The organism is Pseudoxanthomonas sp. LjRoot206 (assembly GCF_056175725.1).
Genome location: NZ_JBGFFI010000006.1, coordinates 322,411 through 346,529 on the forward strand (window position 1 = coordinate 322,411; position 24,119 = coordinate 346,529).

At 57.8% G+C, this 24,119-nt stretch carries 16 protein-coding genes; 3 read left to right on the plus strand and 13 right to left on the minus strand.

All coding sequences use genetic code 11. The features are described 5' to 3' along the window. Window positions 1-149: 149 nt before the first annotated feature. Genes AC04MD_RS19135 through AC04MD_RS19150 form a run of 4 tightly spaced genes read right to left on the minus strand, consistent with a single transcriptional unit; the run spans window position 150 to window position 5,000 of the window. Window positions 150-1,427 (minus strand): hypothetical protein, encoded by a 1,278-nt coding sequence (locus tag AC04MD_RS19135; RefSeq protein WP_475498793.1) that lies wholly within the window; start codon window positions 1,425-1,427, stop codon window positions 150-152. Window positions 1,428-1,482: 55 nt separating this feature from the next. Further along, window positions 1,483-2,403 (minus strand): ATP-binding protein, encoded by a 921-nt coding sequence (locus AC04MD_RS19140; protein WP_475498794.1) that lies wholly within the window; start codon window positions 2,401-2,403, stop codon window positions 1,483-1,485. Next, window positions 2,393-4,372 (minus strand): hypothetical protein, encoded by a 1,980-nt coding sequence (locus AC04MD_RS19145; RefSeq protein ID WP_475498795.1) that lies wholly within the window; start codon window positions 4,370-4,372, stop codon window positions 2,393-2,395. Before AC04MD_RS19145 ends, AC04MD_RS19140 begins: the two co-directional genes overlap by 11 nt. Further along, complete coding sequence (locus AC04MD_RS19150; protein WP_475498796.1) at window positions 4,365-5,000, minus strand: hypothetical protein; 636 nt, start codon at window positions 4,998-5,000, stop codon at window positions 4,365-4,367. Before AC04MD_RS19150 ends, AC04MD_RS19145 begins: the two co-directional genes overlap by 8 nt. A 359-nt stretch (window positions 5,001-5,359) precedes the next feature. On the opposite strand from AC04MD_RS19150, the gene AC04MD_RS19155 reads away from it, so the two are divergent. Beyond that, entirely contained in the window at window positions 5,360-6,385 is a 1,026-nt protein-coding gene (locus tag AC04MD_RS19155; protein WP_475498797.1) for a hypothetical protein, read from the plus strand. Here AC04MD_RS19155 and AC04MD_RS19160 read toward each other — a convergent pair. Next, on the minus strand, window positions 6,318-7,862 hold the full coding sequence (locus tag AC04MD_RS19160; RefSeq protein ID WP_475498798.1) for a hypothetical protein: 1,545 nt from the start codon (window positions 7,860-7,862) through the stop codon (window positions 6,318-6,320). The genes AC04MD_RS19155 and AC04MD_RS19160 overlap by 68 nt on opposite strands. A gap of 262 nt (window positions 7,863-8,124) precedes the next feature. Between AC04MD_RS19160 and AC04MD_RS19165 the strand changes: the two genes are divergently transcribed. Both AC04MD_RS19165 and AC04MD_RS19170 read left to right on the plus strand, forming a co-directional pair. Beyond that, window positions 8,125-8,406: a DUF3653 domain-containing protein gene (locus AC04MD_RS19165; protein ID WP_475498799.1), complete on the plus strand. Its 282-nt coding sequence runs from the start codon at window positions 8,125-8,127 to the stop codon at window positions 8,404-8,406. A gap of 51 nt (window positions 8,407-8,457) precedes the next feature. After that, complete coding sequence (locus AC04MD_RS19170; protein WP_475498800.1) at window positions 8,458-8,838, plus strand: hypothetical protein; 381 nt, start codon at window positions 8,458-8,460, stop codon at window positions 8,836-8,838. Window positions 8,839-8,896: 58 nt separating this feature from the next. Here AC04MD_RS19170 and AC04MD_RS19175 read toward each other — a convergent pair whose 3' ends face one another. From AC04MD_RS19175 to AC04MD_RS19210, 8 genes are all read right to left on the minus strand, one after another. Further along, window positions 8,897-9,529, minus strand: a complete 633-nt coding sequence (locus AC04MD_RS19175; RefSeq protein ID WP_475498801.1) for a TraX family protein — start codon at window positions 9,527-9,529, stop codon at window positions 8,897-8,899. Continuing rightward, window positions 9,526-10,680, minus strand: a complete 1,155-nt coding sequence (locus tag AC04MD_RS19180) for a zonular occludens toxin domain-containing protein (protein ID WP_475498802.1) — start codon at window positions 10,678-10,680, stop codon at window positions 9,526-9,528. Before AC04MD_RS19180 ends, AC04MD_RS19175 begins: the two co-directional genes overlap by 4 nt. Then, entirely contained in the window at window positions 10,619-11,101 is a 483-nt protein-coding gene (locus AC04MD_RS19185; protein ID WP_475498803.1) for a hypothetical protein, read from the minus strand. The genes AC04MD_RS19180 and AC04MD_RS19185 overlap by 62 nt, the downstream gene beginning before the upstream one ends. A 419-nt stretch (window positions 11,102-11,520) precedes the next feature. Next, a complete protein-coding gene (locus AC04MD_RS19190) occupies window positions 11,521-18,819 on the minus strand; it encodes a putative Ig domain-containing protein (RefSeq protein ID WP_475498804.1) in 7,299 nt (2,432 codons plus the stop codon). Between the two features lie 12 nt (window positions 18,820-18,831). Continuing rightward, window positions 18,832-19,764, minus strand: coding sequence for a hypothetical protein (locus AC04MD_RS19195; RefSeq protein ID WP_475498805.1), 933 nt, complete (start codon window positions 19,762-19,764; stop codon window positions 18,832-18,834). Between the two features lie 134 nt (window positions 19,765-19,898). Continuing rightward, on the minus strand, window positions 19,899-21,320 hold the full coding sequence (locus tag AC04MD_RS19200; RefSeq protein WP_475498806.1) for an HlyD family type I secretion periplasmic adaptor subunit: 1,422 nt from the start codon (window positions 21,318-21,320) through the stop codon (window positions 19,899-19,901). Next, the gene (locus tag AC04MD_RS19205) at window positions 21,317-23,488 is read right to left on the minus strand and encodes a type I secretion system permease/ATPase (RefSeq protein ID WP_475498807.1); all 2,172 of its coding nucleotides are present in this window, start codon (window positions 23,486-23,488) and stop codon (window positions 21,317-21,319) included. The genes AC04MD_RS19200 and AC04MD_RS19205 overlap by 4 nt, the downstream gene beginning before the upstream one ends. 408 nt (window positions 23,489-23,896) lie before the next feature. Then, window positions 23,897-24,119, minus strand: a 223-nt coding sequence (locus AC04MD_RS19210; RefSeq protein WP_475498808.1) for an IS3 family transposase, incomplete at its 5' end; no start/stop codon positions are given.

A 24,119-nucleotide genomic window follows, 5' to 3' on the forward strand; every position in this document is an offset into this window, starting at 1 on the left:
CCCATGAAAGGTATGGGACACAAAAGCGCATGTGTTGGAAATGTTCTCTTCGGCCGGGCTGGGTGAGCTCGCCTCGACCGGGACATCCCAGAAAGCCTTCATAATCTGGGCGGCGGAGTATTTAACAATGGAGTGCGAATCCGTGCGGGTCAGGCTGGCCGTAGAGCCGCCATGGACATGATCCACGCGACATCTTCGATCGTATCGCTGCCGTGTCCCCGAGCCGCACCTCTATCGAGGCGGGCCAGCTTTCGCACGATGCGCGCCACCCGTTGATTAGGTCGCAGGCATCGTATGGCGGACCATTGATGTTGGTGGCAGAGCAATCCGACTTCGGCCGCATCCTTCTCGGCGCGATCCTCGCTGCCGTTCACTCGCAACACCTTTGGCTCGAGAAATCGCAGTAGCATTCGGTAAGCATCCTGATCGCCGGTCGTCTCCAATTGTGTGTGGGCAAACCAGGCCACCGACAGACATAAGCCGAGATGGGCGCTTTCAAACTGTTCCGCATTCAGCTTGGTGGAAGGACCTTGCCTGGCGAACAGGTCCTCGTGAGCACGCCACGCCCAGAGCTGAAAGCCCACCTGGCAGGGACAGCGTAGATCATCGTTTGCCTGATCACCCGGCGGCTCATCAAGACAGTCGTGGCCGGTCATCATCGCCAGTAGACGTACCCGCTTAAGGACGCGGTGCACGCCTTCAAGATGGCTGACCGGCGCAGCGGACTCGGCATACGGCGGTGAGAGGAAGCGAAAATAGCGATCCAGCACCTGACTTTGCGCAGACCGCTGCCGAGGATCCAGATAGCCCTCGGCATACAAGCACCGCAGGTCCTGGGGACTGATGCCGCACGCGTGCAGGGGATCATCGTCGTTAGGAAGACCTGCGATCAGGACGGCCTGAGCGATCTGCCGTTGCCCGGCGATCCCTCGCGTCGCAAGCAGGCTGACGGTCTTATCTTTCTCCCAGTATCGGTATCCAGCCCACTTCATGCATCGGCAGCAGTACAAGAACCTAGTGCCACGAACGATGCGATAGCGACGCTCCATGCCACAGTAATCGCAGAACCCACGCAGCGGCACTTCGTGCACAGGGCAATGATGTATTGCCCTGTGCTGATGCGCGATGAGGTGTGTTTCCGTCTTGGCGCACTGCGGACACCAACGAAGAGCCGCCAGTAGCCATTCTGCCGGGACCTCGTCCAGGTCCTGCCGCGCACGCGCCAGGACCTGTATCAGGAATTCGCTCTCCAGCCGGTGAATGTCAGAGTCAATACGTGCTGCCCATCGCATGAACACGGTCAGGTGAATGACCGACGGTGGCTTGAGATGAGCCAGTTCCGACGCCGCGAGTGCATCCACGATCCGTGCGATTTCCAAGGCGCTGCACAGGTTGAAGCGCGCGATCGAGAATAGCGTCCCGAACAATGAGTGCTTCCAGTGATCGGGAAAACTAGGTACCCAGGTCCCGGTGAGTAGTGGTTTACTCACTAGGGACGCTCTGCAACACCTCTGCAGTGATCTTCAACTCGTCGCTGTCCAATTTGCGCAGCAGAATGAAGAGATTAGCCAAGTACCCGGCCACACTGGACATGGCCACCACCGTGCCCACCCCCGGCAGGCGCCTTTTCTTCAGCTGCTGCCAGATCGGGTCACAGTGCGCCTGCAGCCGCCCCCCGCTCTCATAGAACCTGGGCATGAGCAACTGCATGTAAGTCAGACCCGAGCCGGCGGGGAACTCGGAGCTGTCGTCAACAGCGGCCAAGACGGCTTTAAGCTCGCCCGCATTCTGGATGCCCTTAAGCTCATTGAGGGTGGACATGAAACGTTTCTCCAGATCCGAGCGTGCGCCTTTGAGTTGTTGACGCTTCTCCTTGAGCTCCACCTGCCCGAACAGCACCACCGTCACCTTGACGCGGTCGCGCACCAGGCGATTGATCACCGACTTGAGCCAGGCGAACTCGTCACAGCTCAGCTCCTGGGCCTCATCGAAGATCAGAAACAGGTGGCGGGCTTCTCCTGACAGCGCCAATAGCGCGCGATGCACCTGCGTACGCTTGCCGGCCAGGTCACGTAGGATCTTGGGTGCGTAATCGATCTGATTGAGGATTTCCGCGAGCAATCGTCCTTCGGCCGGATTGGTGTCTTCGACCACCTCGAAGATCAGCACGCCGCAGCCGGGCTTCTTTCGCTTCATCTCCACCAGCAGCAGCTCGGCACAGGAGCTCTTGCCCGACAGAGGCTGGGCGAAGAAGGCAATGGAGCCCCTGCCCTTGCGGCCCAGCGCCCAGACACGGCCCAGGACATCCTTGGCCGCCAGGGTGGGCAGCACCGCCCGCTCAATGATCAGCGGATGCTCATCCCAAATCTGATCACGCAAACGCAGAATTTCCTCAGTAGTCATAACGATCTCCGTTGAAGGCACCAATGTCATCCCACTGCATGTAGTGGGAACTTGTTGATTCGCTGGCTCGATCCAGTAGCTCAGTCACCGCGACCTCGGCCTTTTGCACCTGCGCGGTGGTGGTGGCGACGTCATCGGGCACATCGCGACGGGCGTTGTGATCGCCCACCTGTCGCACGGCTGTCTTGGCGGGCTTGGATTTGCCCTTGGCCTTGGCGTAGTCATCTGCCACCTTCTTCAGGAAGGCGGCCACGACATCGTCGTTCCTGTCGTTCTCGATGTAGCCCTCACGAAGCAGCTGATTGATGTGGCGCCGCAGATCAATCGAGTGATCGCTCCAGCGCCAGCGGCCGCCGGCCTGGCAGGTACCCAAGGGACGCCCGCGGTAGAAGGAGTCAACGAATCGGACGTTGGTGCGCGCCACATGAAGGTCTACCTGCTGATCCAGCAGACTCCAATCCTTGGCCACGGCCGGGTTCGTGTAGTCGACCTCCAGAAAGGAAAAGTAAGGGCGACGTCCGGTGGCTTTGTTGCCCCGAATGTCCGCGCTGAGAATCGACTTGGACAGATCCGCCTCGCCTTCCCGCAGCGGAGGTAGGAACGGAAACAGGTACTGATCGCGTTCGGGTCCGCAGATGAGCGCATGCATGCGCTGGGCAGGGCTGGCCGCCAAGTTAGCTTTGCCCTCTTTCTCGTTGAATTTGTGCACCAGAGCCGCCACGAGGGCCACGATCTCGCGCTCGGATATCACGCAGGCCCGTGCGGCTTCCTCGGCCTTCTGCCGCTTTGGGTCCTGCGGACCGGCACCGGTGGTCTGCGGAAGCCGTTTGAAGCCGGCCCGCTCCAGTTCATTGAAGACGCGCTCCACCAACTGGCGTCTGGCCGGCGTCTTGACCGGACCAAAGTTCACCGCGCATCCGCTTAGCGCCATGACGCGCGAGAGCAGCTCGTCGGCCAGATGGATGAGTGCGTTGTCCAGCAGCAGGCAGTTGAACCCACACCAGCCGAAGCGGTCATCCAGATCAACCAAAGGGCGCTTGGCGAGCTGATCGCCATTCCGGTGGGCCCAGTCCGGCTCGCCGACCATGCCCGCATGCAGCACGTCCATGGCATCGCCGGCGTTGGCCGCTTCGCGGAAGATCACCTTGAAGGCCATGATCCAGCCTTTGTGGCGATCAACCAGCAGCAGGAGCGTCATGCGGCCTGCATCCAAGAACCGGAAGCCTTCCGGTGTGTCGATCCTGACGGTGCCGATGCAGCCGATGGCGTGCTCGTCCATCTCGACGATGTCCATCGGCATGCAGGCGACCAGTCGGGAGACGTGGCCGTTGCCGGATTTGGCTTTGGTCGCCGCCTTGTCGCCATACTGAGTGGCCACGATCTCGTCATAGCGCTTTGTGAGGAAGGCTTCGGTGAACTCCCGCACGGCCCCTGCCCCCTGCCGGCGGGAGGTAAACGGCCAAGACTGCTTGTCCGGATCCTTGGCCTCGCACAGGCGCAGGAATTCCCTGTGGACCGATTTGTGGCGAATGCCAGCTTCACCGCCGGGCTTTCGTTTGGCATTGCAGAGCAAGTACGACTCCAGCGCTGCGGCAATGTCGCTGTTTGTGCTTAGGAGCTGTCCCAGCGCTCCTGCCAGGCCTTTACTTTGGTGCTTCGGGAGGGGCGCCCGACGCTGGCGTGCCCGGATCTCCAGATAGGGCAACAGACCCACCCAGCCGATTGGCGCGCCTCGCTCATCAGGGGTGACGCACTTGTCATACGCGCGATAGAACACCTCTCTCCAGATCGACAACTCCTTCAGCTTGGGCGTGATCGGAGCGCCGCCCACATAGGCGAAAATGGCGTCCTTGAGTGAGTGGAAACGCTTCTGCTGCGCCGCCTCCAGGCCCTCGAGGGACGGCATGGCCCAGCTGTCGAGCACCAAACGCTCGCGGGGCGTCGTCTTCAGGGTCAGGCGCTTACCCATGACGATGTGGCCGCAATACGGTGCCCGGCCCCCACAGGTGGGTGTCCACGTCGCTTTGGATCTCGCGTGCGCGCAGCAGCGTGGCCAGCGCGCCAGTCACCAGCGCGGTGCTCTCCGTGGCCAGCTGCTGGCACAGTGCTCGAACCGAAAGCTCGCCATGTTCTTCCAGAAGATGCCGGCATCGAATGATTACCGGGCCCAAGGAGTGCGATCGGCACCGGTTGATCGTGGGGACGATCGCCCGCCAGCTTTGAATGCGCACCTTGCCCGCGTTGAGCACCGCCAGGCTGATCAATCGCCGGCCCGCCACCGATGCCTTGTCGGCCTCAGGGGCCAGTTCGACATCGAGCTCGGTTCCCTCCAGCGTGGTGACGGTCGCGAAGTGCCGCCGCCCCGGCCGTGAGGGCGCTTGCCCGTGGCGCAGAGGGGCATAGTCGATGGATGTCAGGTCCGGCGAGCCTTCCAGATAGAAGAAGGTGTCCAGCTCGATGTCCGAACATAGCGTCAGCGGGAGCGACTGCGTGTCCTGTGGGGGGCTGACGAACCACAGGTTGTTGCCGCTGGCTCCCCTGGCCCGCACGGAGGCCAAGTACTGGCTGCGCTTCTGCTGCGCAGGTGTCTTACCCATCGGCGCGCCCGCACAGACCGACGGCGGCAGGCAAACGGGTACGACCTTGACCCGCCCGGCGGGAAGGGGTGTATAGTGTCTTTGGCATCAACAGGTCCTCCAACGACCTGGCCTCAAGAGTCCGACCATTGCCGTGGCGGGCTCTTTTTTATGAGCTAGTTGTTAATTCCTGTGGTACTGGCGTGCAGGCTACCTGTCCGGGAGGTCGTCAAATCGAACTTCCGGCCGTGGTTTGATTTTCAATCCTCGCCCGAAGAGCCCCGATCATGGTGCTGGACTGTGCTAGCGGTTTTCCTCAGTTGGGCGCCCGGGTCTGGACCCGATACCTGTTGAGGTCGTTGGACTGCGACGTCGAGTGGTTGAATCGCACCCTGCTTCTGCCCTGTGAAGGCTTCACGGAAGTGATCTATGAGGGGCTAACGCCTCGGGTCTTCGAGGAGATCCACCACGCGGGCAAGAAGCCCGACGGCGCCTATTGGAAAGAGATCAAGGACAAAACCAAGAAATTCAACCTGCTCGAACGGGTATGCGAGCGTGTCCCGGCTTCACGCGCCTGGTTGCTACGCGATTTCAACCGCTACATGCAGGCAGATCCGCCTTCATTGTTGGACTCACGCGAGCAACTGCTGGCCTACACCAACACGCGGGGGCTCATGCTTGTGCCGGGGCGCATCATGGCCGCCGTTAAGCACCTGGATCCAGCGATATACGCCGACCTTGAGCACCGTTGTACCGGGGCGCTAATCAGGGCAGCCACCCCCAGTACGCTGCTCTTCGTCCTCGCTTTTCTGCACGAGGTCACGTGGCGAAGGCGCTGGGAGAAAGAGGCGGCAAGGGAACTGGCTTACAACGCAGTAGCTGCGTTCACTGCCTCGATGCAAGAACGCGGCTTCGAAGATGGCCAGCGACTGGCCGAGCACCTTCATCCTCACCTGCACGATGCGGTGGCCAATGTCTCGGTATGGGGTGATCGATCCGCGCCTTCGAGCCTCGCGCCGGCATTGGAGGACTTCTCGCCACTGCCCTTCCTGGTGGAGAGGAACCAGAACATGCTCGATGCCTGCGCCTGCCTGTATGCGGCTGGCGAAGCATGGTATGAGCGCATTGAACACCGCCTGCCGGAGCGCTATCAGGATGGCGCCCTAGAAGTAACAGTGGACGGTTTGACCTCACATACCCCCGCAAAGGCTAGTGTTGAGGCGGCGTTGCTCACGCTGCGACTGGCGTTGCTTAAGACGCACGGCGATATCTCGCGTGAATATGAAAAGTCGCTGTTGATCACGACGGCCAATACCCTCGGAACCCATGCAACGTCGTCTAGCGGTTACCGCGGTGGCGGGGACACCCGTTCGCCTCGTTTATCCTCGCGTGCAAGATCGGCATAGCGGTCGCCGCACGCTCGCGCGCTCCGTAGTCCATCTTAAGATACTTGGCTTCATGCTCCACGCGGATTCTTCCAAGCGCCGAATTGTCCGGTGCTTCATGGCGCTCCGCGCAGTGAGCCGAAGCCCATTGCCATCGTGCTGCCTCGTTAAGATCTGAAGCTTCACACACCTCGGAGAAGTCGATGCCACTCAGGTCATGCCAAAGTATCGCGGGCTTGGCCCCCTGCTTCCTGATTGGCTCCCAATTCTGAAAGGTTGTTGACCACTTACTGGCTTGCCATCCTGTCAGTTCCTGTTGCTCGCTTCTCAGGAAGGTCGCGATGGCACCGGTCAGACACGCCTTCTCTAGGATGTAAGACCCGAAGGATCTCTCGGCCGTGCTCTTCAGCCCCCAGGCATCCCAGAATTTGTAAGGGAGCTTCTCAAATACACGGTCATTACAGCCCTTCTCCCAAACGGCGAACCCGTTTCCTATGCAGCAGAGCTCGGATGCGATCCGAGAAGAAAACTGTGACACCCCCTTGCGTTTGATCACCTCTCGCGAGGTGGCGATGCACACCTGATGATCGGAGTACCGCTGGAGCAGCCACGCACCCGAACGCAACTGGGCGCTCTTATGGATAGCATATTGATTCTCCCCATTGATCAAATAAGGTTCGTCGCTACGCGGGGGTCTCGAAATCGACTGTATTGATGGCAGTCCGTGCTGATTGATTGCGACGTTGATAGCGGCATAGCGAGGAACAAGGGAAAGATCCTCGCAACGCTGTCTTTGGGGCTCTAACATCTCGGTCATAGCTTCCTTGACACCCGGAAACCGACCTTGCATGCCAATCCAACTCGTTACCATTGAAGTAATCGGCGCGCAAGCATCCATTGCCGCAATGAGATCTCGATGAGCGTGTGCAATCGCCCGTCGGATGCGCTGATTCGCGCATATATCGCTCATATCGGCAGCCAACAAAGAGCTGCCGCATGCATTGCAGCAAAATGCAGGGCGGAGCAAAGCGGCGTTGTAATCCAGTTGCTCCCCGCAATCCAGGCAGTGCGAGATAAGTCGTCGTTTGTGGTAAGGACAGAACGCGATGAACTTCAGCTGGCAGACTGTGAAATGCATGCCAAGCGCGATGCATTCCTTGCAAAAACGCAGATGTTCGTCTTCCCATGCGGCAGGAACATAGTCGTTCAGAGTCAGAAAGCGGGACTTATCGAAGTAGTCCTTCAGTCTCCCGCGCAGTATTGGCCAAAGGTGTCTATACGCCTCGCTGCTCCATTCATCCACGACGTTGGCGTAGTCGATTTTTTCAGGCTTGCCTGGATACAAATTCTTTTCTGTAATGCGAAGATCACGCATTAGCTGTAGAGGCCCTCTTCCCGCGAACCAACCCAGCTTGTCAAGCAGGGCGTAGGTCGATTCTCCGGGTAGCAAGGCATCGTGCACCCAAGGTATGTATTGCTCGAACACCTTCTCGCTCAAGACACTCCTCCAAGCATGACTTGGAGAGATTCTTGATCGTTTTCCCCGAGAATTCAGGGCATCGGGAAAGTCACAGCTTTGCTGTTTGCCCCGGCATAGTCACAGCTTTACTGGTATCGTTGTTACAGTCATGTAGGATCTAATTCCGGCCATCAAAAACTTGTAAGTGACTGTTTCATATGGAGCAAGAGGATAAGAACGCAGTCACAGGTTTACCGAGCCCGGTTCGTAACCCCTGTTCCACCGGATCGGAGGCGTACGCATGGGCTTGATTGACCCTACGCAGCGACACGAACTGACCGGCCCTTGGGCCGGTTTCGGTTTTCAGCAAGGACACATGTGGACGCCCGAAGGCTTCACGCTCTACCCCGAACAAATGGCCTGGTGGTCTCTGACCTGCAACATCGCTCGCGAATGGACCTTCATGATGGCCGAGCGCCGCGGCGAGGTTATCCAGGGGATGGATCGGCCTTCGGATCGGGACGAGCGCGTGAGCATGATTCGCCACAGCTTGCAGGCATCTAGGCCGCGTGTGAGGCGTTGACCGTAGGGGCGCTGCCCCTACACCCCGGGTATCATCGCGCCGGGGGTGACCATGGAACGTCCACGACCGCCGGCACCGCGAGAACGCACCGGCATCCTACAGATCATCGGAATCGGCCTGGTGCTGGCACTTGCCCTATGGGGCGGCTTGGCACTGCTCGGCGACACCCGATCAACGTGGGAACAGCAGCGCGCCGAACGAAAAGACCAGGCAGCGCGTATCCGTCAGGCCGCAGCGTCGGCAGACCAGTACGCCGAGCGTGAGAGACGACAAGCGCTCGCAGCAGCGCAAGCACAGGCCATAGAGGCGGCATACAAGCGACGACAGGAGGACGTAGCAACGGGACGCTTGCGGTGCGTCAACGGGCTGCTTTTCAGGCGACTGGAGAACGGCTGGGAGAACATCCCGGGTCAACGGTGCGTTTCTGAATAAAACCTAACCTATACCTTAATGGCAGATAACTGGCATGATTCTTGCCCCATTGACGCCACTATACTGTTAGCGCTAGCGGAATCAGACTCAGCAGCACCAGGTGACCCACATAGTAGCCGAGGAACACCCAGCGCGAGCGCGGGAACTCGCCAGGCACGTTGCGGAGCAGCCAGAGCAGTACCAGACCAGCCAGCGCCCACGCATTGCCGTTGATGACGTACAGCGACGTTACGGCCGCACCAAGAGCCGCAGGACCCGACCAATGCCCAGGATGCCGCAGCATCCACGCCGTCGCGACCATGACGCCCAAGCCGGCCCACTGATAGTCCACGAATAGGCCGCCGAAGGCGAACAGCAGTGCGCCGACATGCACAGGCGAGTGAATGATGCGCAGGCCCAGTGCCAGCGTAAACAGCACGTTCAACGGCAGCCAGTAGCCGAACGCCAGCGCGTGGAATGGCTGCGCAATCACGGCGGCCACCAGAAGCCGGTTGAGCGCCCTGCGTGCGGTCTGGCGGTCGCCCTGCAGGACGTTGTAGACCAGCACGACGGCGAAGATCGGAAACACCACGCGGGCAGCTTCCGTCATCCACGGCTGGGTGCCATCGAGCAGCACCTTGTTCACGTGGTCGGCGGTCATCAAGACCAATGCCGACCATTTCAGCCACTCACGGGCAAAGCTGGTCATCATGGGGCGGTCCCCGGTGTCAGATCCTTCCCTTCCTGATTCACCGCAGCAGGCCTACGCGCGATGACACTACCCGGTGCGGTATCCGATGGGGCCACCGGAGACGTCACCCCATTCGCGGGCTGCTGCAGCTGTTCTTCGCGACGTTCCTTGTACGGATTGTGCGCGGGGCCAAAGCGCGCGAGGTTGCGGCACTCACCGGGACTTAGCTGGTACGCGGTTCCCTGCTCTGTGAGACACGTGCACGTGTTGCCCTTCCATTCGCCGTCATCGCCCTGCCCCTCGCGGCTGGACATGCAGAACAGCTGCGGGTCAGCGGTGATGCCACGATCATCATAAATCGGTGCTGTCCACGGCATCATGCCGATACGCGGCAAATGCGCTTTCGCGTAGTCAGCAGCAGTGACGTACTTAGGTCCCTTCTCCTTTTCGCCGAGCGTGGCCGTTGAACGCCCCTGCGGAAGTGACGACTTCGCATCGCCCTTATTGAGACCAGACACCTCCGCTGCCATCGACTCTGGTGTCAACGCATGCCACGCGTACCAGCCAAGCCCGACAGCAAGAACCAAGCAGACAGGGATAAGCAGCAGCTTCCACGGAATGCGCGGCTTGATCGTGTGCACCTCGGCAGACTTGAAGTGCGTCCACGAATCCTCCGGCAGCGTGCGCGTTTTACGCTGCGCGGCGTCACGCTTAGCAGCTGACTTGACGTCTTCGTTCAACTCGGACCAGGTGAACACGTCGATGAACTTGGAGCCGAAACGACGCACGACCAAGTGGTGATCCGCCATTAGGCCGCGTGCGAAGGGATAGATCTGATTCGGCTGCTGAAACGTCCACACGAAGTCGATGCCGCGATGGCGATGCTCGGCCAGATCAAGCACGTGCTTCGGCGTCTGCTGGCGCGTGGCGTCGTGCAGGTGGCCAAACCACTTCCACGCCTCATCGACGAAGATCAACGCACCGTCCGGCACCTTGTGCGCGTGCAGGATGCCATTCTGATGACAGTCGCACGTAGGCTCGCCATCCGGATCATGCTCGTTCCACTTGCGCGGATCTTCGAGGACGGTAGCGAGACCGGGCGCAAGACCGTCAATGCCGGCAGCAAAGATTGGCCGTGCGCCTTTCTTGGACTCGGCGACCAGCTTCTCCATCATGAGGGTCGTTTTGCCGTGTCCCGGCAAGACACGCATCCGAGATCAAGACAACGTGCGGGAATGCGCCATGGCATGCCGCCGCCGCACTGCCCTCCAAGTTCACCGCCGCATTGCTGTCGCGGGGCGCATGCGTGAGCAGCCAATATTCCTCCCGGCCGTTGACGATGCCGTGGCCTGAGAAATAGACGATTAGCTGCCCGATGGTGCCAAGCTTCGCCAGCGTGTCGATGCTCTCGAGGATCTGACTTGCGGTGACGGCGACCGTCCCGCCCTTGTCCGTAATGTGCACGATGTGGTCGTCGGCAATCCCCTGAGTTCTCGCCCACGTCGCCATCGCATCGATCGATCTCTCGATGCCATTCAACAGCGGTAGCTTCCCGGTCTTTGCCACGCCGATTAGGACGAGTGCCCGTTTCATGCCATTCCCCCTGGCTTGCGCAAGTCCCCATCAATCTGTAACGAGGAAAGAAGGCCTTCGCGGACACACGGCCGCGTACAGGACTATCAACACCAGCAGATGCGCGTGAGGACCCGGCAAGCGGTCATTCTGCCCACACTGGTCGCGCAGGCGACCGCTTCGGGTCGAAAACTGCCGTCCGTACCCTGCTGTAGGCTCGCAAGCGCTTGCGTTTTCATCTACCGAACGAAGGCGACACAGGAAAAGGACAGCCGCTCATCGGCTGAGAGAGCGTAAATGCATGTATCAGCCCGTAGGGTGGCTGGACGGCGTGGCGGGTCACCGAGGGCGATCTTGCGATGCCCTACTCTCGATAAACATCCCTTACCCATACAGGCCTCCAGTGTGCGCTCGCCTTATGACGAGCGCACACTCGATTTCTAGATGAGGGGTAACGCAATACGCACGTCGTGGGGAGCAATCGCCTGATGCACCTCAAGGCTACCTTGTCCGTAGCTACTGAAGCCAGCCATGGCTTCAATCAGAAGTCGTAGATCATCGCCTACGTCCATACGCAAAGGCTTGGTGGGGATCCCTCGCTCGGCCAGCAATGGATCACCGCCCACCAGCATCGGCTTGATCTGCACGTTTCGCAAACTAGGCAGAAGGTCGATACCATTGAGTTCGTCCAAGATCATTCCCCCGCACAGTCCAGATGGCGACTTCGACGCCTGGAGGACCTCAGATACATGGCCCCCGGGTGAAGCGAGCCTAGTCGGGACGCTCGGCAACTCGCCCTCTGTAGCAGATGCCGGCAATGACGTCATGACCCTCTGCTGCGAAGGTTGGCTTTGCCATGCAGAAGCAAATGCCGTCGTCAGTTGATTCCGCTGAGCAGTAGTCAGCGTGGTCTGTCCTTGCGCCGGCATGGTCATTCCCGACATTGCTGAAACCAGCGTCTGGACATTTGCCATGGTCAACAGCATGGCATCGTCCGAGGTGCGGATCTCCTCGACTTTGTATTGATTTCCTAAGTACCAGTCCTTGATGATCAGTTTGTCCGAGGTACCAATGATCGTGATTTCCAGGTTATTGCTACTGGATGGTCGCCGGAACCACAGCTGGTCGTAAGTAACTCCGCTCAGGAACCTCGCGACGTCTAAGTTCCCGGAAGTGGCGTCGTTCTCGACAACAGTGTCGCTGCCATAGCCACGCGCCATAATGTAGACGTCATTGCCAGTGCCGCCGGTCAGTGTGTCGGCCCCACCTTTGCCTTCGAGTACATCGTGGCCCCCCAGGCCAGACAGAGCATTCGCGCCGCTGTTTCCGACAAGTGTGTTTGCGCTGGAATTTCCGGTTCCATTGATCGCCGACGTCCCCGATAGGGTCAGGTTCTCCAGATACGTACTCAGCGTGTACGTTATGGCCGAGATCGCCGTGTCGATACCTTCGCCTACTAACTCAGTCACTACATCGCCGGCAACACCTACGACGTATGTATCATCCCCGGCACCGCCGATCATCGTGTCGTTCCCACTTCCGCCGTCCAGATAGTCGTTACCGTCATAGCCGCGAAGTGTATTGGCGCCACTGTTGCCAATAATTACATTGCCCAGCGAGTTACCATTTCCGGAAATGCCGCTGGTTCCGGTGAGCGTCAGATTCTCGAAGTTTTCGACAAGTGTGTACGTGATCGCTGCCTCGACCAGGTCAATCCCTTCGTCCTCGGCCTCCTCGATGTAGTCATTGACATCAACTATGTAGCGATCATTTCCAAAACCGCCGTACATCTCATCTGTGCCGCTGCCGCCGTTGAGGGTGTCATCGCCGTCACCGCCGGATAAATAGTCGTTACCGTTATTTCCGAGCAACGTGTCATTGCCTCCATAGCCAAACATGCTATTGCTGGAATTGTTACCCGTCATGGTGTTGTTTAGCTCATTTCCGTAACCCGAGCTTTCACCAGCCGAGCTGGTAAAGGTCAGTCTCTCAACATGATCGGACAGGCCGTAATAGCTGGTCGATACATTGACCAAGTCGTCACCCTCATTGGCATCCTCAACGACCACATCCCCGTGGGTGTCAACGACGTAGGTGTCGTTTCCAAGCCCTCCAAGCATGCGATCAGCCCCTAAACCACCGTTCAAGGAATCGTTACCCTGGAGGCCTATCAACATGTCAGAGCCACTCGTACCGGTCAGCGTGTCATTGCCTGCGGTTCCTTGAATCACATTCATGACCGTGATGTAGAAGTAGGCAGATCCAGAGGCACCGAAACTGTCGGTCGCTGTCAATTGAATGGAAGCATTCTGCTCGCCCGCGGGCGGTGTGCCATAAATGGTTCGCGTGGATGCGTCGTAGGACAGCCAACTCGGCAAGTAATCGATGGCATAGGCCAGCGACCCCACATCCTCGTCAGAAAACATATCTTCTGGAATTGTGTAAGAAAACGATTGCCCCACGGGCACGACTGCGCCCCACCCCGGAGGCGCAATGCTTCTGGGTGCTCTGTTGGCTAGAGCCTCAACCGTTGAACCGGAGCGCGTTCCCGGCTCATTCCAGAAACTAAATTCATCCACCAATCCGCTGACACCATCCACACCCGATTCTTGGGTCCAGTAGCCGACGATACGCAAGCTGTCCGTAGCTATATTGTTAAATTGTATCAGTAGGTCATTCCCATCCCTCGTCCAGAGGACATTGGAACTGTCGACATCAATGCCGAAGTTGATAGATGCAGTTCCGTAAGGGATGGTGCTGTTGGCCAGGATCACGTCATGGCCGTCGCCGCGGTTGAAGCTGATGCTGGTGGACGACTCCCCACCAATTCGAATTTCGTCGTCGCCCGTACCGCCAATCATGTACACGGCTGTTCCGCTACGACCAATGAGAACATCGTCACCCGCCCCGCCATGTAGCGTGTCAGAGACCTGATATGCACTACCTCCTGACCGGAGCTCGTCGTTTCCTCCGCCACCGGACAAATAGTTCGCACCGCCGTTTCCGATCAGCAGGTTGTCTTCATCATTGCCGACGATTCCTGATGCGCCAGCATCGGCATGCAGTCTGAAGATCTCAATATTGCTGCCGGTTGGATCGACATAGTAGGTCCTTGGACCGCCTGAAACAAAGCTTCGAACTTCAACCGTGTCCACACCTTCGCCCGAAAGCTCGACGACAGTATCCTCGCCATCAATCACATACGTGTCGTCGCCCAATCCTCCAGTAAGAACATTGGCGCCCACCGCTGTTGAGCCATCCAGTCGATTGCTTCCGGAGTTGCCAAGGGCGAAGGTCCCCACTCCCATCAGCTCGATGTTCTCGATACTCGGCATATCGGCCAACGAGTAGGAGATCCAGCTGCGCACTGTATCGATGGAGGTGTAGGCAACATCTTCGATGACAACGTCGTTCTCCGAGTCGACCACATAGGTCTCAGCGGCATTGCTTCCAATCATCGTGTCATTGCCCAGGCCACCGTCGATGATCAGGTGCGCACCGGCCATTGGATTTCCACGAACGTGAATAACGTTGTCCAGTTCGTTTCCGAATATCTGCCTGCCAATAACGGACTGATAGTTGTACGTGTACCACTGGTACCCGGTGTTTTCGACAATCAGGTTTTCAACCTCTGTGGAATTCAGGCTGAAGTTGTAGTAATTGGTTATGACAGTATCAACACCCTCCCCCCCACCCTCGAAGATCTCAGTACTGACGAAATAGTCGTGAGCACCGGTTTCATATGCCATGTAGTAGTAGGTGTCATTCCCTAAGCCGCCGCGGTACTGGTCGTCGCCCCATTGGAATTCTGCGTAGATGTGATCGTCGCCTTCTCCGCCATTTACAATGTCAGCTCCGGTACCATCGTATAGCCGGTCTGCCCCCGAGCCGCCTTCGATGAGATCGTTGCCATCGCTGCCGTAGATCGTGTCAGGCCCGAGTGCGCCGCTAAGGATGTCATCTCCACCACCGCCCGTTATATGGTCCGGTGCAAATCCACCCGTGTAAGTGTCGGCAGATCCCGTTCCGGACCAGTATGCGAGTCTGAAGTCTTGTGGCTGCAGGATCGCTCCATCGGCAAACCTGATCGAGTGGGAGATCGAGTTAGTAGAAAGGAATCCGGCCAACACGATTGACTTGACGATCGCACCCGTCGCTGGGTCACCAAAGTGCAGCGTTACGTCATAACCATTGGTGTCGTAGTTGAGTAGCATCGCTCTGGTGAATGCATCCACGACGACCTCATCACTACCCGCCCCGAGTTGATCGAAGCCCTCGATTCGGTCTATCCCAGAACCGCTGCCCACATGGTAGACGTCGTTGCCTTTTCCTCCGGTCACCAGGTCTGTGTCTGCGTCTGCCGCCAAGAAAATTACATCATCGCCATCCCCACCATTGACGACGTCGCTTCCTCCACCATCGTTGAAGCTATCGTTACCTTCGCCACCTTCCAGCTGATCATCCCCCAAGCCGCCATCCAGCACATCTTCGCCAGCGCCTCCGAAGAGCGCATCACTACCCGCCCCACCACTTAGAACGTCATCGTCCGCGCCGGCATCAAGCGTATCGTCACCATCTCCACCGTCAAGGACATCGTTGCCCGTGCCACCAAGTAGATTATCGGCCCCAGCATCACCATGGATGGTATCGTTGCCGCCATAACCCGCGACCTCATCATTCCCTTCCAGCCCGAAGAACACCTCTTCCGCAGATGATCCATACAAGCCATCATCTTCACTGGTGGCTTGCTGCGTGACCGCAGCAAGGATCTGGCTTTGGTTCCAGAGAACACCGTTCTCGAATCGGAACTGCTCTATAACACCCTCCCGCAAGGCTCCTTCCGTACCTTCGAAGACGTTGTTTATATACAGCTCACTCGAGAAGCCATTTATGGTGACGCGAACAATAATGCTAGAAACATCGCGCGTCAGCGACAAGTGATGCGGCAGAATACCGCCCATAAAATAGATCTGATCGCTACCTGAACTATCGAAGATTCGATCATTCCCATCGCCTGGCTTGTAGATATATATGTCATCACCAGAATGACCATACAGGGTGTCGTCGCCCGCTCGGCCATTGATAGCATCTTTGCCGCCGCTTCCATGCAGCACATCGGTATCGCTAGTGCCTACTACGGAACTGACGACATCGATGAGCGGTACCATTCCAGGGCGCAGCGCAACAAGCTCAAGATAGGCGTCTTCGAGTTGGGCTCTCATCGACGGCGAATATGAAGCCAGCGCGGTTGACAATCTCACAAGGTCGGTGATCCTCTCGACGTTGGGCTCGTCAAGGGCTGCGATCATGTATTGCTCGAAAGCGTCCCAGTTGACAACTACATTCCTATAGCCAGAGGCGAAACCTCCCAAGAATATCCCCGAACCTTCGTACAAGCTCTGCGCTTCGATCTGGGCACCAATGTACTGCAGGAACTCGTTGAACTCGCCAGTAAGCAGGTTGCCTGCTTGGGGGCGAGGATTGGGATCATTGGGCGTGTACTGATTGGTGTAAGGTCGCGCCGATAACAACTCCACGACCGCCAGCTCGCGCGCATCTACGAAGTCTCCACGGCTGACCGGATTGATATGAGTAACGCCAGCCCACTGAAAGATAATATTCTTGAGTAGACTGTCCCGTTGGGGGGATTCCTGCAGATCTAGGTAGGCCTCAACCAACCCTCGCAATGTTGCATCCACGGACATGGCTTGACGAAGATCTGACAGATTTCCAAATGCCCTAGCATCGGGAAGCGCACCTAGGTCGGCCAAGCTCTCAACTGGGACTTGGACGTGATTGAGTCGTCGAGATGCATCAGTCGTGTACCAAACATCAGAAACGTTAGCAGCGCTTCCGTTAGTCCGGATCGCCGTGCCAACCTGCCTATGTGCTTGCCCATTGCCATCCACAAAAGATGAAGCAGTCCACTGGGTCCGAAATGCAGAGATGCCCGCCTGCGCCAGTGTTAGGATTTCTCCAGACTCCGTTAGCCCATTGCCGTTGACATCTCGCCAAATGCGCAGATCCGCATACGAAGCATCGCTCCAATCGACGCGTCCATCATGATTCTCATCGAGCTCGCCAAGCGCGATGAAGCCATTTGATGCGAGCGACCCGTCGGATAAGCGCGTGTTGTCTCCAAATAGCTCGCCTCCATTATCGATAACCCCATTTCCGTTCAGATCGCGAACTAGTAGTCCATCGTTGGCATTGACCCAGGCAGTGGATTCAAGGAATCCGTTGCCATCATGATCAAAATAGCGATCACGACTGTATCCAGCCGTACCAACACCATCGCCATTAAGGTCAACCGTCAAGGGAGAAGCGCGGATCTCCGCCTGCCCCATGTCGGGCTGCTCCTCATTATTAGCCTCATCATCATCTGGAATGGTATGCAGAGTAATACCCAACTGCCCACTGGTGAATTGCTCAATCCTCAGGCCACCATTGACAATCAGGGTGGTTCCGCTCAGTTCGTAGGTATATCGTCCGTTTCTATAAACGTTATGGGGATCGCTCTCTTTTCTGTATCCGTCGGTCAATAGGATGTTCTCTAAATAAACACTACCATCACCACCTGTATCGATGATCGTGTCCCGAGTATCGACGCTGTAGAAATCCCGATCTCCACCTCCGCGCAATCTATCAGCCCCGCCGCGACCATTCAGGTAGTCAATTCCGTCACCGCCCTCAATAGTATCTGCGCCGTCCCCACCGTAGATGTAGTCTTCGCCGCCACCACCGTTGAGCGTCGCGGGGGTGGAGCCAAGATGGAAGATAACATCGTTATCCTCCGTGAAGGTGTTCGTAGCCCTCGTGCCAATTACTACAACACCGTCCACTTTCTCAAACCACCTACCAATTGGAAGGCCAAAGGCGGTGACGATGCTTCTAATCGTGCTTCTGTATGAATCACTCGCTTCGAGTTCTATGTCGCGATTATTGCTCGTTAGGTAGTCCTTGATTTTCTCGCTTCTATGCGTAAGCAACTGCTCCGCTAGTCCATTGAATGTAGCCATGTCGTCCGCAGCGCTGATCAGCGGCGCGAGATCGTAGTTCTGAAAAAGTAGAATATAGTTCGAGAATGCAATGCCGTTTCCGTCAGCGAAATCCCCCTGGGAGCTCAGGTTTGCGGTCGCAGTAACTAAAGCCCCGTTAGCGTCGAAGCATTGGTTGTAGATTGCGTTCAATGCACTAGCGAGTGCGCCCTGACCGATCAGATGCGCCGCACCCGACAGACCCGCCTGGGTAAGAGTGACGACGTGGGTTCCAATGACCGTTCCTTGGGCATCGACGTAGTTGATGCTTATCGTTTGACCTAGTAATGAGTTCCAGTTGGCATAGAGCAACGGATAGTTGTCGCGGGCAGCCAATCGAGCCGCCGTATACTTGCTGACAAACGCTGTCGTTCCAGGCATGTTGATGCCACTGAACTCCATGATTGCAGCAAGATCCTGCGCAAGAGCGCTGTTCTGGAAGTCGGTCGTAGTACTCACATCGAGAAGATCATCACCGATGCCAGAGTAGAAGCTCATGTAGTTAAGTTGAACGTTATCTACTTGGTACATTCCACTATAGGCACCGCCGCTTCCACCCGCGCCGCCGTAGGATCCAGAGTTCTCCATCCAGCCCATTGCGTCCAGAAAGCCAATCCAGTCGGCGCGATTGACGTTGTTATTGATGAGCGCGTTCTTTGTGTTGTACGAGTTCTGCGTGGCTTGCCAGTTGACTGCGGGCATCTTGCTGCTCCTTCACTTTGAGAGTTCGGTGAGATTGCACTTGCGATTCATATAAAACATTTCTTTATCAGCTACGATGAAAAGCGTATCTGGTGGGTCTAGTTCACAGGTCTTGCCATTGCCGTCGAATACGACTTTTCCGAATCTATCCAGATCTTGCTCACTGCCCGACTGACGCCTTAACGCAAAGTACTTACCGCGGTATGACAGGATGCCCAATGATGGGTAGTCATACAGACCGTCATGATTAACATCAATGACTTCAGCCTCAGCAAACTGCTTGAATGAAGGTCGCATCGGATCCGACGCGGAGATGGAGCGAACCGCTTCGGCATAATGTCGCGACAGCTGATCACCGTATCGCGCCCGGGCGGAAGGCAGCTCAACGACCCATGTTCTATGTCCATCCGGAAATCGGATGCATACGCCACTCTTCTTCTGGCCTAGACTTTCCTTGAACCCCCAAGCATCCGCTTCGACACGGTAGGCGTAGCCCTTTCCGTCGGAGAATCCGACAGCGCCGCCTCGCAATCCGTACTCAATATTCCAGTCACGAACGATGGATTCGCCGGACGGTGAGCGCGCTTCTATGCCACCCACCCCAGCTGTCTTAGGTGATGGCAGCAACAACTGCTGGTACTGCAGGCTAGGTGCGTGATCACCTAGGAATACCAAGGCTTGAACATGCCTTTTCTTCCCCTCTTGGTCGATTAGATCGTACGACGCTGCACCGATTGAGCGATTCAAGCTGAGCCAGTTGACATGTATATATCTCTGGCAAACATCAGCTGCCGAATCCAAACGAGCGGAATCTGGCCGCCTAACTTCGCCCTCACATCCTGCCATTAAAGCAATCGCTATCGCCATGATCGGCAACTTCAGCGAGTAAAGCCGCATCTTGAGCGAACAGACACCACTGTTAATCCAAAGCGAGGCGTGATTCATTCTGATAATCCCTTTTTTTCTGCCGATTAAATAGTCTTCATCTGATTTTGTGGATTGAAACTCCGCAGCTGATGAGCTGACTTTCTTACTTTCATTAGCTCATGGGACTTTACTCGGTAGCGCAGAAGGCCTAGTCACCGTTCTTTTAGCGCTTCGTCACCATGCTGCTGCATCGGACTAAGCAGGTAGTCAATGAGCCGTCGTTTTCCTGTCTTGATCTCGACACTCAGGCTCATGCCGGGCGTCAGGTCCACCTTCACGCCGTCCACTATCAAACTGGCATCGGTCAACCGAACACGTGCAGGGAAAACCAAGCCCAACTTCTCGTCCTGTGCTGCATCGTGCGAGACGGTGTCGACCACGCCTTCTAGGTATCCATACCGCGTGTAAGGGAAGCTCTCTACTTTGACGGTGGCCCGCTGCCCGGGCCGAATGAAGCCGATGTCCTTGTTCAAAACGGTGGCTTCCACCTCAAGAGATTCCTCACTGGGTACTACCGCCATGAGAGCTTGGGCCGGCGTTACTACCCCGCCGACGGTGTGAACCGTCAACTGTTGCACGTTGCCATCGACGGGGGCGCGCAGATGCATGAGCCTGTCTCGCTGCTGCGTCTTGGCGACCTGAGGCCGGTACTGCCCTTCCTGCTCACGTGCTTGGCGAAGGCCTTCGAACATTTGTTGGCGCGTGTCGGCCTCCAGTACCTGGAGTTCCTCGCGCGCTCCTGCGAGTGCCGACCCTGTCTCTAACAGGGTCGCGCGCTGTGCCGTCAGCGAGCGCTCCATCTCCACCATCTCCTGCTTGCGCGCCAGGAACTCGTGCCGACTGACGTACTGTCCTCCTAGCAGCTTCTCCAGATCAGCCACACGTTCTTTGGAGATCGCCAGACTTTGCTCCATCGGGGAGATCTGGGAGCGCACCGTGTTCTCTTGAGCTTTGCGCTGGGCGATGCTTGCTTGCAAGCTCTGCCGTCGCGCTTGGTACTCCGCCAGTTCGCTGGCCGCCAGCAACCACTCAGCGAGCAAGCGTTCCTTCGGCAGGTCTGGCTCCTGTGGAGCAGCGGGGAGAACACCCGCATCGAGCGCCTTGGTCATCGCCTCAAAGCGAAGCGCAGCCAAGCGAGCATTGACCAGAGCGTTGCCCGCCTGCTCGAAATCGGCTTCGGTCGCGGTGGCATCCAGTTCGACCAGCACATCGCCCTTCCGGACCGCCTGCCCATCCCGTACCAGGATGCGGCGCACCACAGCGGTTTCGGCGGTCTGGATGACCTTGGTGCGAGAGTCGACGACGGTCTTGCCAGTAGCGACCGCGACGATGTCCAGCTTTCCGTAGATCGCCCAAACCAGAGCCACACAGAACAAGGCCATGATGATCCGCATCGTCCAGCGTGCCGCCGGCGACGCCGGACTCTCGACCAGCTCCAGCTGCGCGGGCAAAAAGGCCAGTTCGTCCTCCGACCGCTTCGGTGGGTCCAGTTGTGCCCGCACCTTCCAGGTCGCTGAGAATGCCTGGCCATAACGGGCCAGGAACTCTTTGGCAGCACCAAGGATGTGTTTCATGCGACACCTTGCTGGAGCTTGTAGAGGTGCGCGTACTGGCCACCCGGGCGGTCCACCAGATCTTCGTGACGACCGGATTCCACGATCTTGCCCTTCTCGACAACGACGATCCTGTTGGCCATCCTCACTGTAGAGAGACGGTGGGCGATGATGAGAACCGTCCGCCCTTGGCAGATGGCCCGCATGTTCTGCATGACGGCATGCTCTGACTCGTAGTCCAATGCACTAGTGGCTTCGTCGAAGATCAGGATCCGAGGATTGGTAACCAAGGCTCGTGCAATGGCGATGCGTTGTCGCTGCCCGCCAGAAAGCCCTGCCCCGTTGTCGCCCACCTTCGTGTCGTAGCCTTCCGGCAGCTGGGTGATGAAATCGTGCGCACCGGCCAGTTGCGCAGCGTGGATGACCCGGTCCAGTGCCATGCCTGGATCACCCAAGGCGATGTTCTCGCGGATGCTCCGGTTAAACAGGAAGTTTTCCTGAAGCACCACCCCTAACTGCCGGCGCAGCCACGCTGGATCGGCCAGCGCCAGATCATGGCCATCAATCAGGACGCGCCCGCGCTCGGGCACATAGAGGCGCTGTACCAGCTTGGTCAGCGTGCTCTTGCCGGAGCCTGAGCGCCCCACAATGCCAATGACCTCCCCCGGTGCGATATCCAGGTCGATGCCTGCCAGGACCTCTGCTGTATCCGGCCGGTATCGGAAACCGACGCCTTCGAACGTGACGCGCCCCTGTATCGCAGGCAGCATCATGCGACTACCAGGCACTTCGGTCCGGGTATTGAGGATGTCGCCCAAGCGCTGGACCGAGATTCCGACCTGCTGGAAATCCTGCCAAAGCTGGGCAAGTCGAAGGATGGGCGCGGCAACTTGGCCGGAAAGCATGTTGAAGGCGATCAGCTGGCCAACCGAAAGATCTCCTTGGATGACCAAGCGGGCGCCAAAGAACAGGATGGCGACACCCACTAGCTTCTGCACCAACTGGATGCCCTGCTGGCCCACGTTGGCCAAGCGGGCGACCTTGAACCCGGCACCCACGTAGCCCGCCAACTGCGCATCCCATGTGCGGGTCATGCGTGGATCAACGGCCGTGGCCTTGACAGTGCCTATTCCATTGATGGTCTCGACCAGGAATGACTGGTTCTCGGCACCTCGGGCAAACTTCTCGTCCAGGCGCTTTCTCAGCACCGGCGTGATGGCGGCCGACCACAGCGCGTACACAGGAAGGGAAAGTACGACGATCAGGGTCAGCCAGAAACTGTAATAGAACATCACCGCCAGGAACACGCCGGTAAACAACAGGTCCAGCACCGAGGTCAGTGCTTGCCCGGTCAGGAAGCTTCGGATGTTCTCAAGCTCACGGACGCGGGCTACCGTCTCGCCTACCCGGCGCGATTCGAAGTACGCCAGCGGCAAGCTAAGTATGTGGCGGAAAAGGCGAGCTCCCAGCTCTACGTCTATTTTGCTGGTGGTGTGGGCGAAGACGTACGTCCGCAGGCCATTCAAGGTGACATCGAAGATGGCGATGGCAACCAAGCCGATCGCGATGACTTCCAGGGTAGTAAGGCTCTGATGCACCAGCACCTTGTCCATCACAACCTGAAAGAACAGCGGCGTGATCAGAGCGAACAGCTGAATGAACAGAGAAACGACGAAGACTTCCAGCAGTATGCGGCGGTACTTGACCACTGCGGGCACGAACCAGCGAAAGTCGAACTTCGCCAGTTCGCCCAATACAGATGCACGGGAAGCAACGAGTAGCAAACGGCCGCCATAGCGCTCTTCGAACTGCTCGCGCGAAAGTATCTGTGGCCGTTGAAGCTCTAGATCCTGAATCAATACCTGTTGATCGTTGGCTTTGGCGACAATGAAGTGTCGACCATCGGCCTGAAACGCCATTGCGGGCAACGAGATCTTGTCCAACCGAGATGCCCGCACTTCTGCGATCTTGGCCTTCAGCCCCAAGCGTTTCGCACCCAGTAGAAGGCTGACGTGGTCAAAGGGCTGGTACCCATTGCCGAGCTCGTGCTTCAACTGGCTGGGATCCGCGGCAACACCGTGGTACTGCGCCAGCAACACCAATCCTGCGAGCGCTAGGTCGGTTGGGTGCTCCTCGTCATCGGAGGACGCATTGCCAACTACCGCCAGCGGGCTACTTCCTTGAGCCATTCTTGGATGTCCTATCCAGTAATGCAGACCCATATGGCCCACACTAGTTATGTGACAGTCGGCAACATGATGGAGTGACTGGATGTCCGAATTTGGCGGCTAGGCACCGATACCTGTCAATGGTCGCAAGCTGGTAATCGCATTTACCACTGCGAAATTCAAATTACCTGCTGATCTGCTGCTCCCGAAAACGATCCCTAATCAGCACGGTGCCTCAATCGTGATGGCCAGGCGACTGGACCGGTTCACTTGGCATGCGCGATGAGGTTCTCCATCATCCCCACGAATTTCTTCTTGGGAAGTCTGTGCGGTCTGGGCGTCCACCTGCGTGCCAGCCATCGCCAGGCAATAGCCGGAAGTTGAGGGAAGGCCGAGATCTCACTGAATCGCCCCGGGTTTCATAGACAACTACAAGCCTGATAGTCCCGCCTGCCGTTCGAACTCTACCGGAGAGACGCCTCCATTGGAGCCGTGCCGGCGTTTTGGGTTGTAGAACATCTCGATGTAGTCGAACACGTCGCTACGTGCCGCATCCCGGGTCAGGTAGATCTTTCGCCTGATCCGCTCTCGCTTGAGCAACTGGAAGAAGCTCTCGGCTACGGCGTTGTCGTGGCAGTTGCCGCGCCGGCTC

Bases quoted from the DNA above. Each gene is read 5' to 3' on its own strand.
- AC04MD_RS19140 (WP_475498794.1), bottom strand. From the start codon at position 2,403: ATGACTACTGAGGAAATTCTGCGTTTGCGTGATCAGATTTGGGATGAG.
- AC04MD_RS19145 (WP_475498795.1), bottom strand. From the start codon at position 4,372: ATGGGTAAGCGCCTGACCCTGAAGACGACGCCCCGCGAGCGTTTGGTG.
- AC04MD_RS19150 (WP_475498796.1), bottom strand. From the start codon at position 5,000: ATGGGTAAGACACCTGCGCAGCAGAAGCGCAGCCAGTACTTGGCCTCC.
- AC04MD_RS19165 (WP_475498799.1), top strand. From the start codon at position 8,125: ATGGGCTTGATTGACCCTACGCAGCGACACGAACTGACCGGCCCTTGG.
- AC04MD_RS19170 (WP_475498800.1), top strand. From the start codon at position 8,458: ATGGAACGTCCACGACCGCCGGCACCGCGAGAACGCACCGGCATCCTA.
- AC04MD_RS19175 (WP_475498801.1), bottom strand. From the start codon at position 9,529: ATGATGACCAGCTTTGCCCGTGAGTGGCTGAAATGGTCGGCATTGGTC.
- AC04MD_RS19180 (WP_475498802.1), bottom strand. From the start codon at position 10,680: ATGGAGAAGCTGGTCGCCGAGTCCAAGAAAGGCGCACGGCCAATCTTT.
- AC04MD_RS19185 (WP_475498803.1), bottom strand. From the start codon at position 11,101: ATGAAACGGGCACTCGTCCTAATCGGCGTGGCAAAGACCGGGAAGCTA.
- AC04MD_RS19190 (WP_475498804.1), bottom strand. From the start codon at position 18,819: ATGCCCGCAGTCAACTGGCAAGCCACGCAGAACTCGTACAACACAAAG.
- AC04MD_RS19195 (WP_475498805.1), bottom strand. From the start codon at position 19,764: ATGAATCACGCCTCGCTTTGGATTAACAGTGGTGTCTGTTCGCTCAAG.
- AC04MD_RS19200 (WP_475498806.1), bottom strand. From the start codon at position 21,320: ATGAAACACATCCTTGGTGCTGCCAAAGAGTTCCTGGCCCGTTATGGC.
- AC04MD_RS19205 (WP_475498807.1), bottom strand. From the start codon at position 23,488: ATGGCTCAAGGAAGTAGCCCGCTGGCGGTAGTTGGCAATGCGTCCTCC.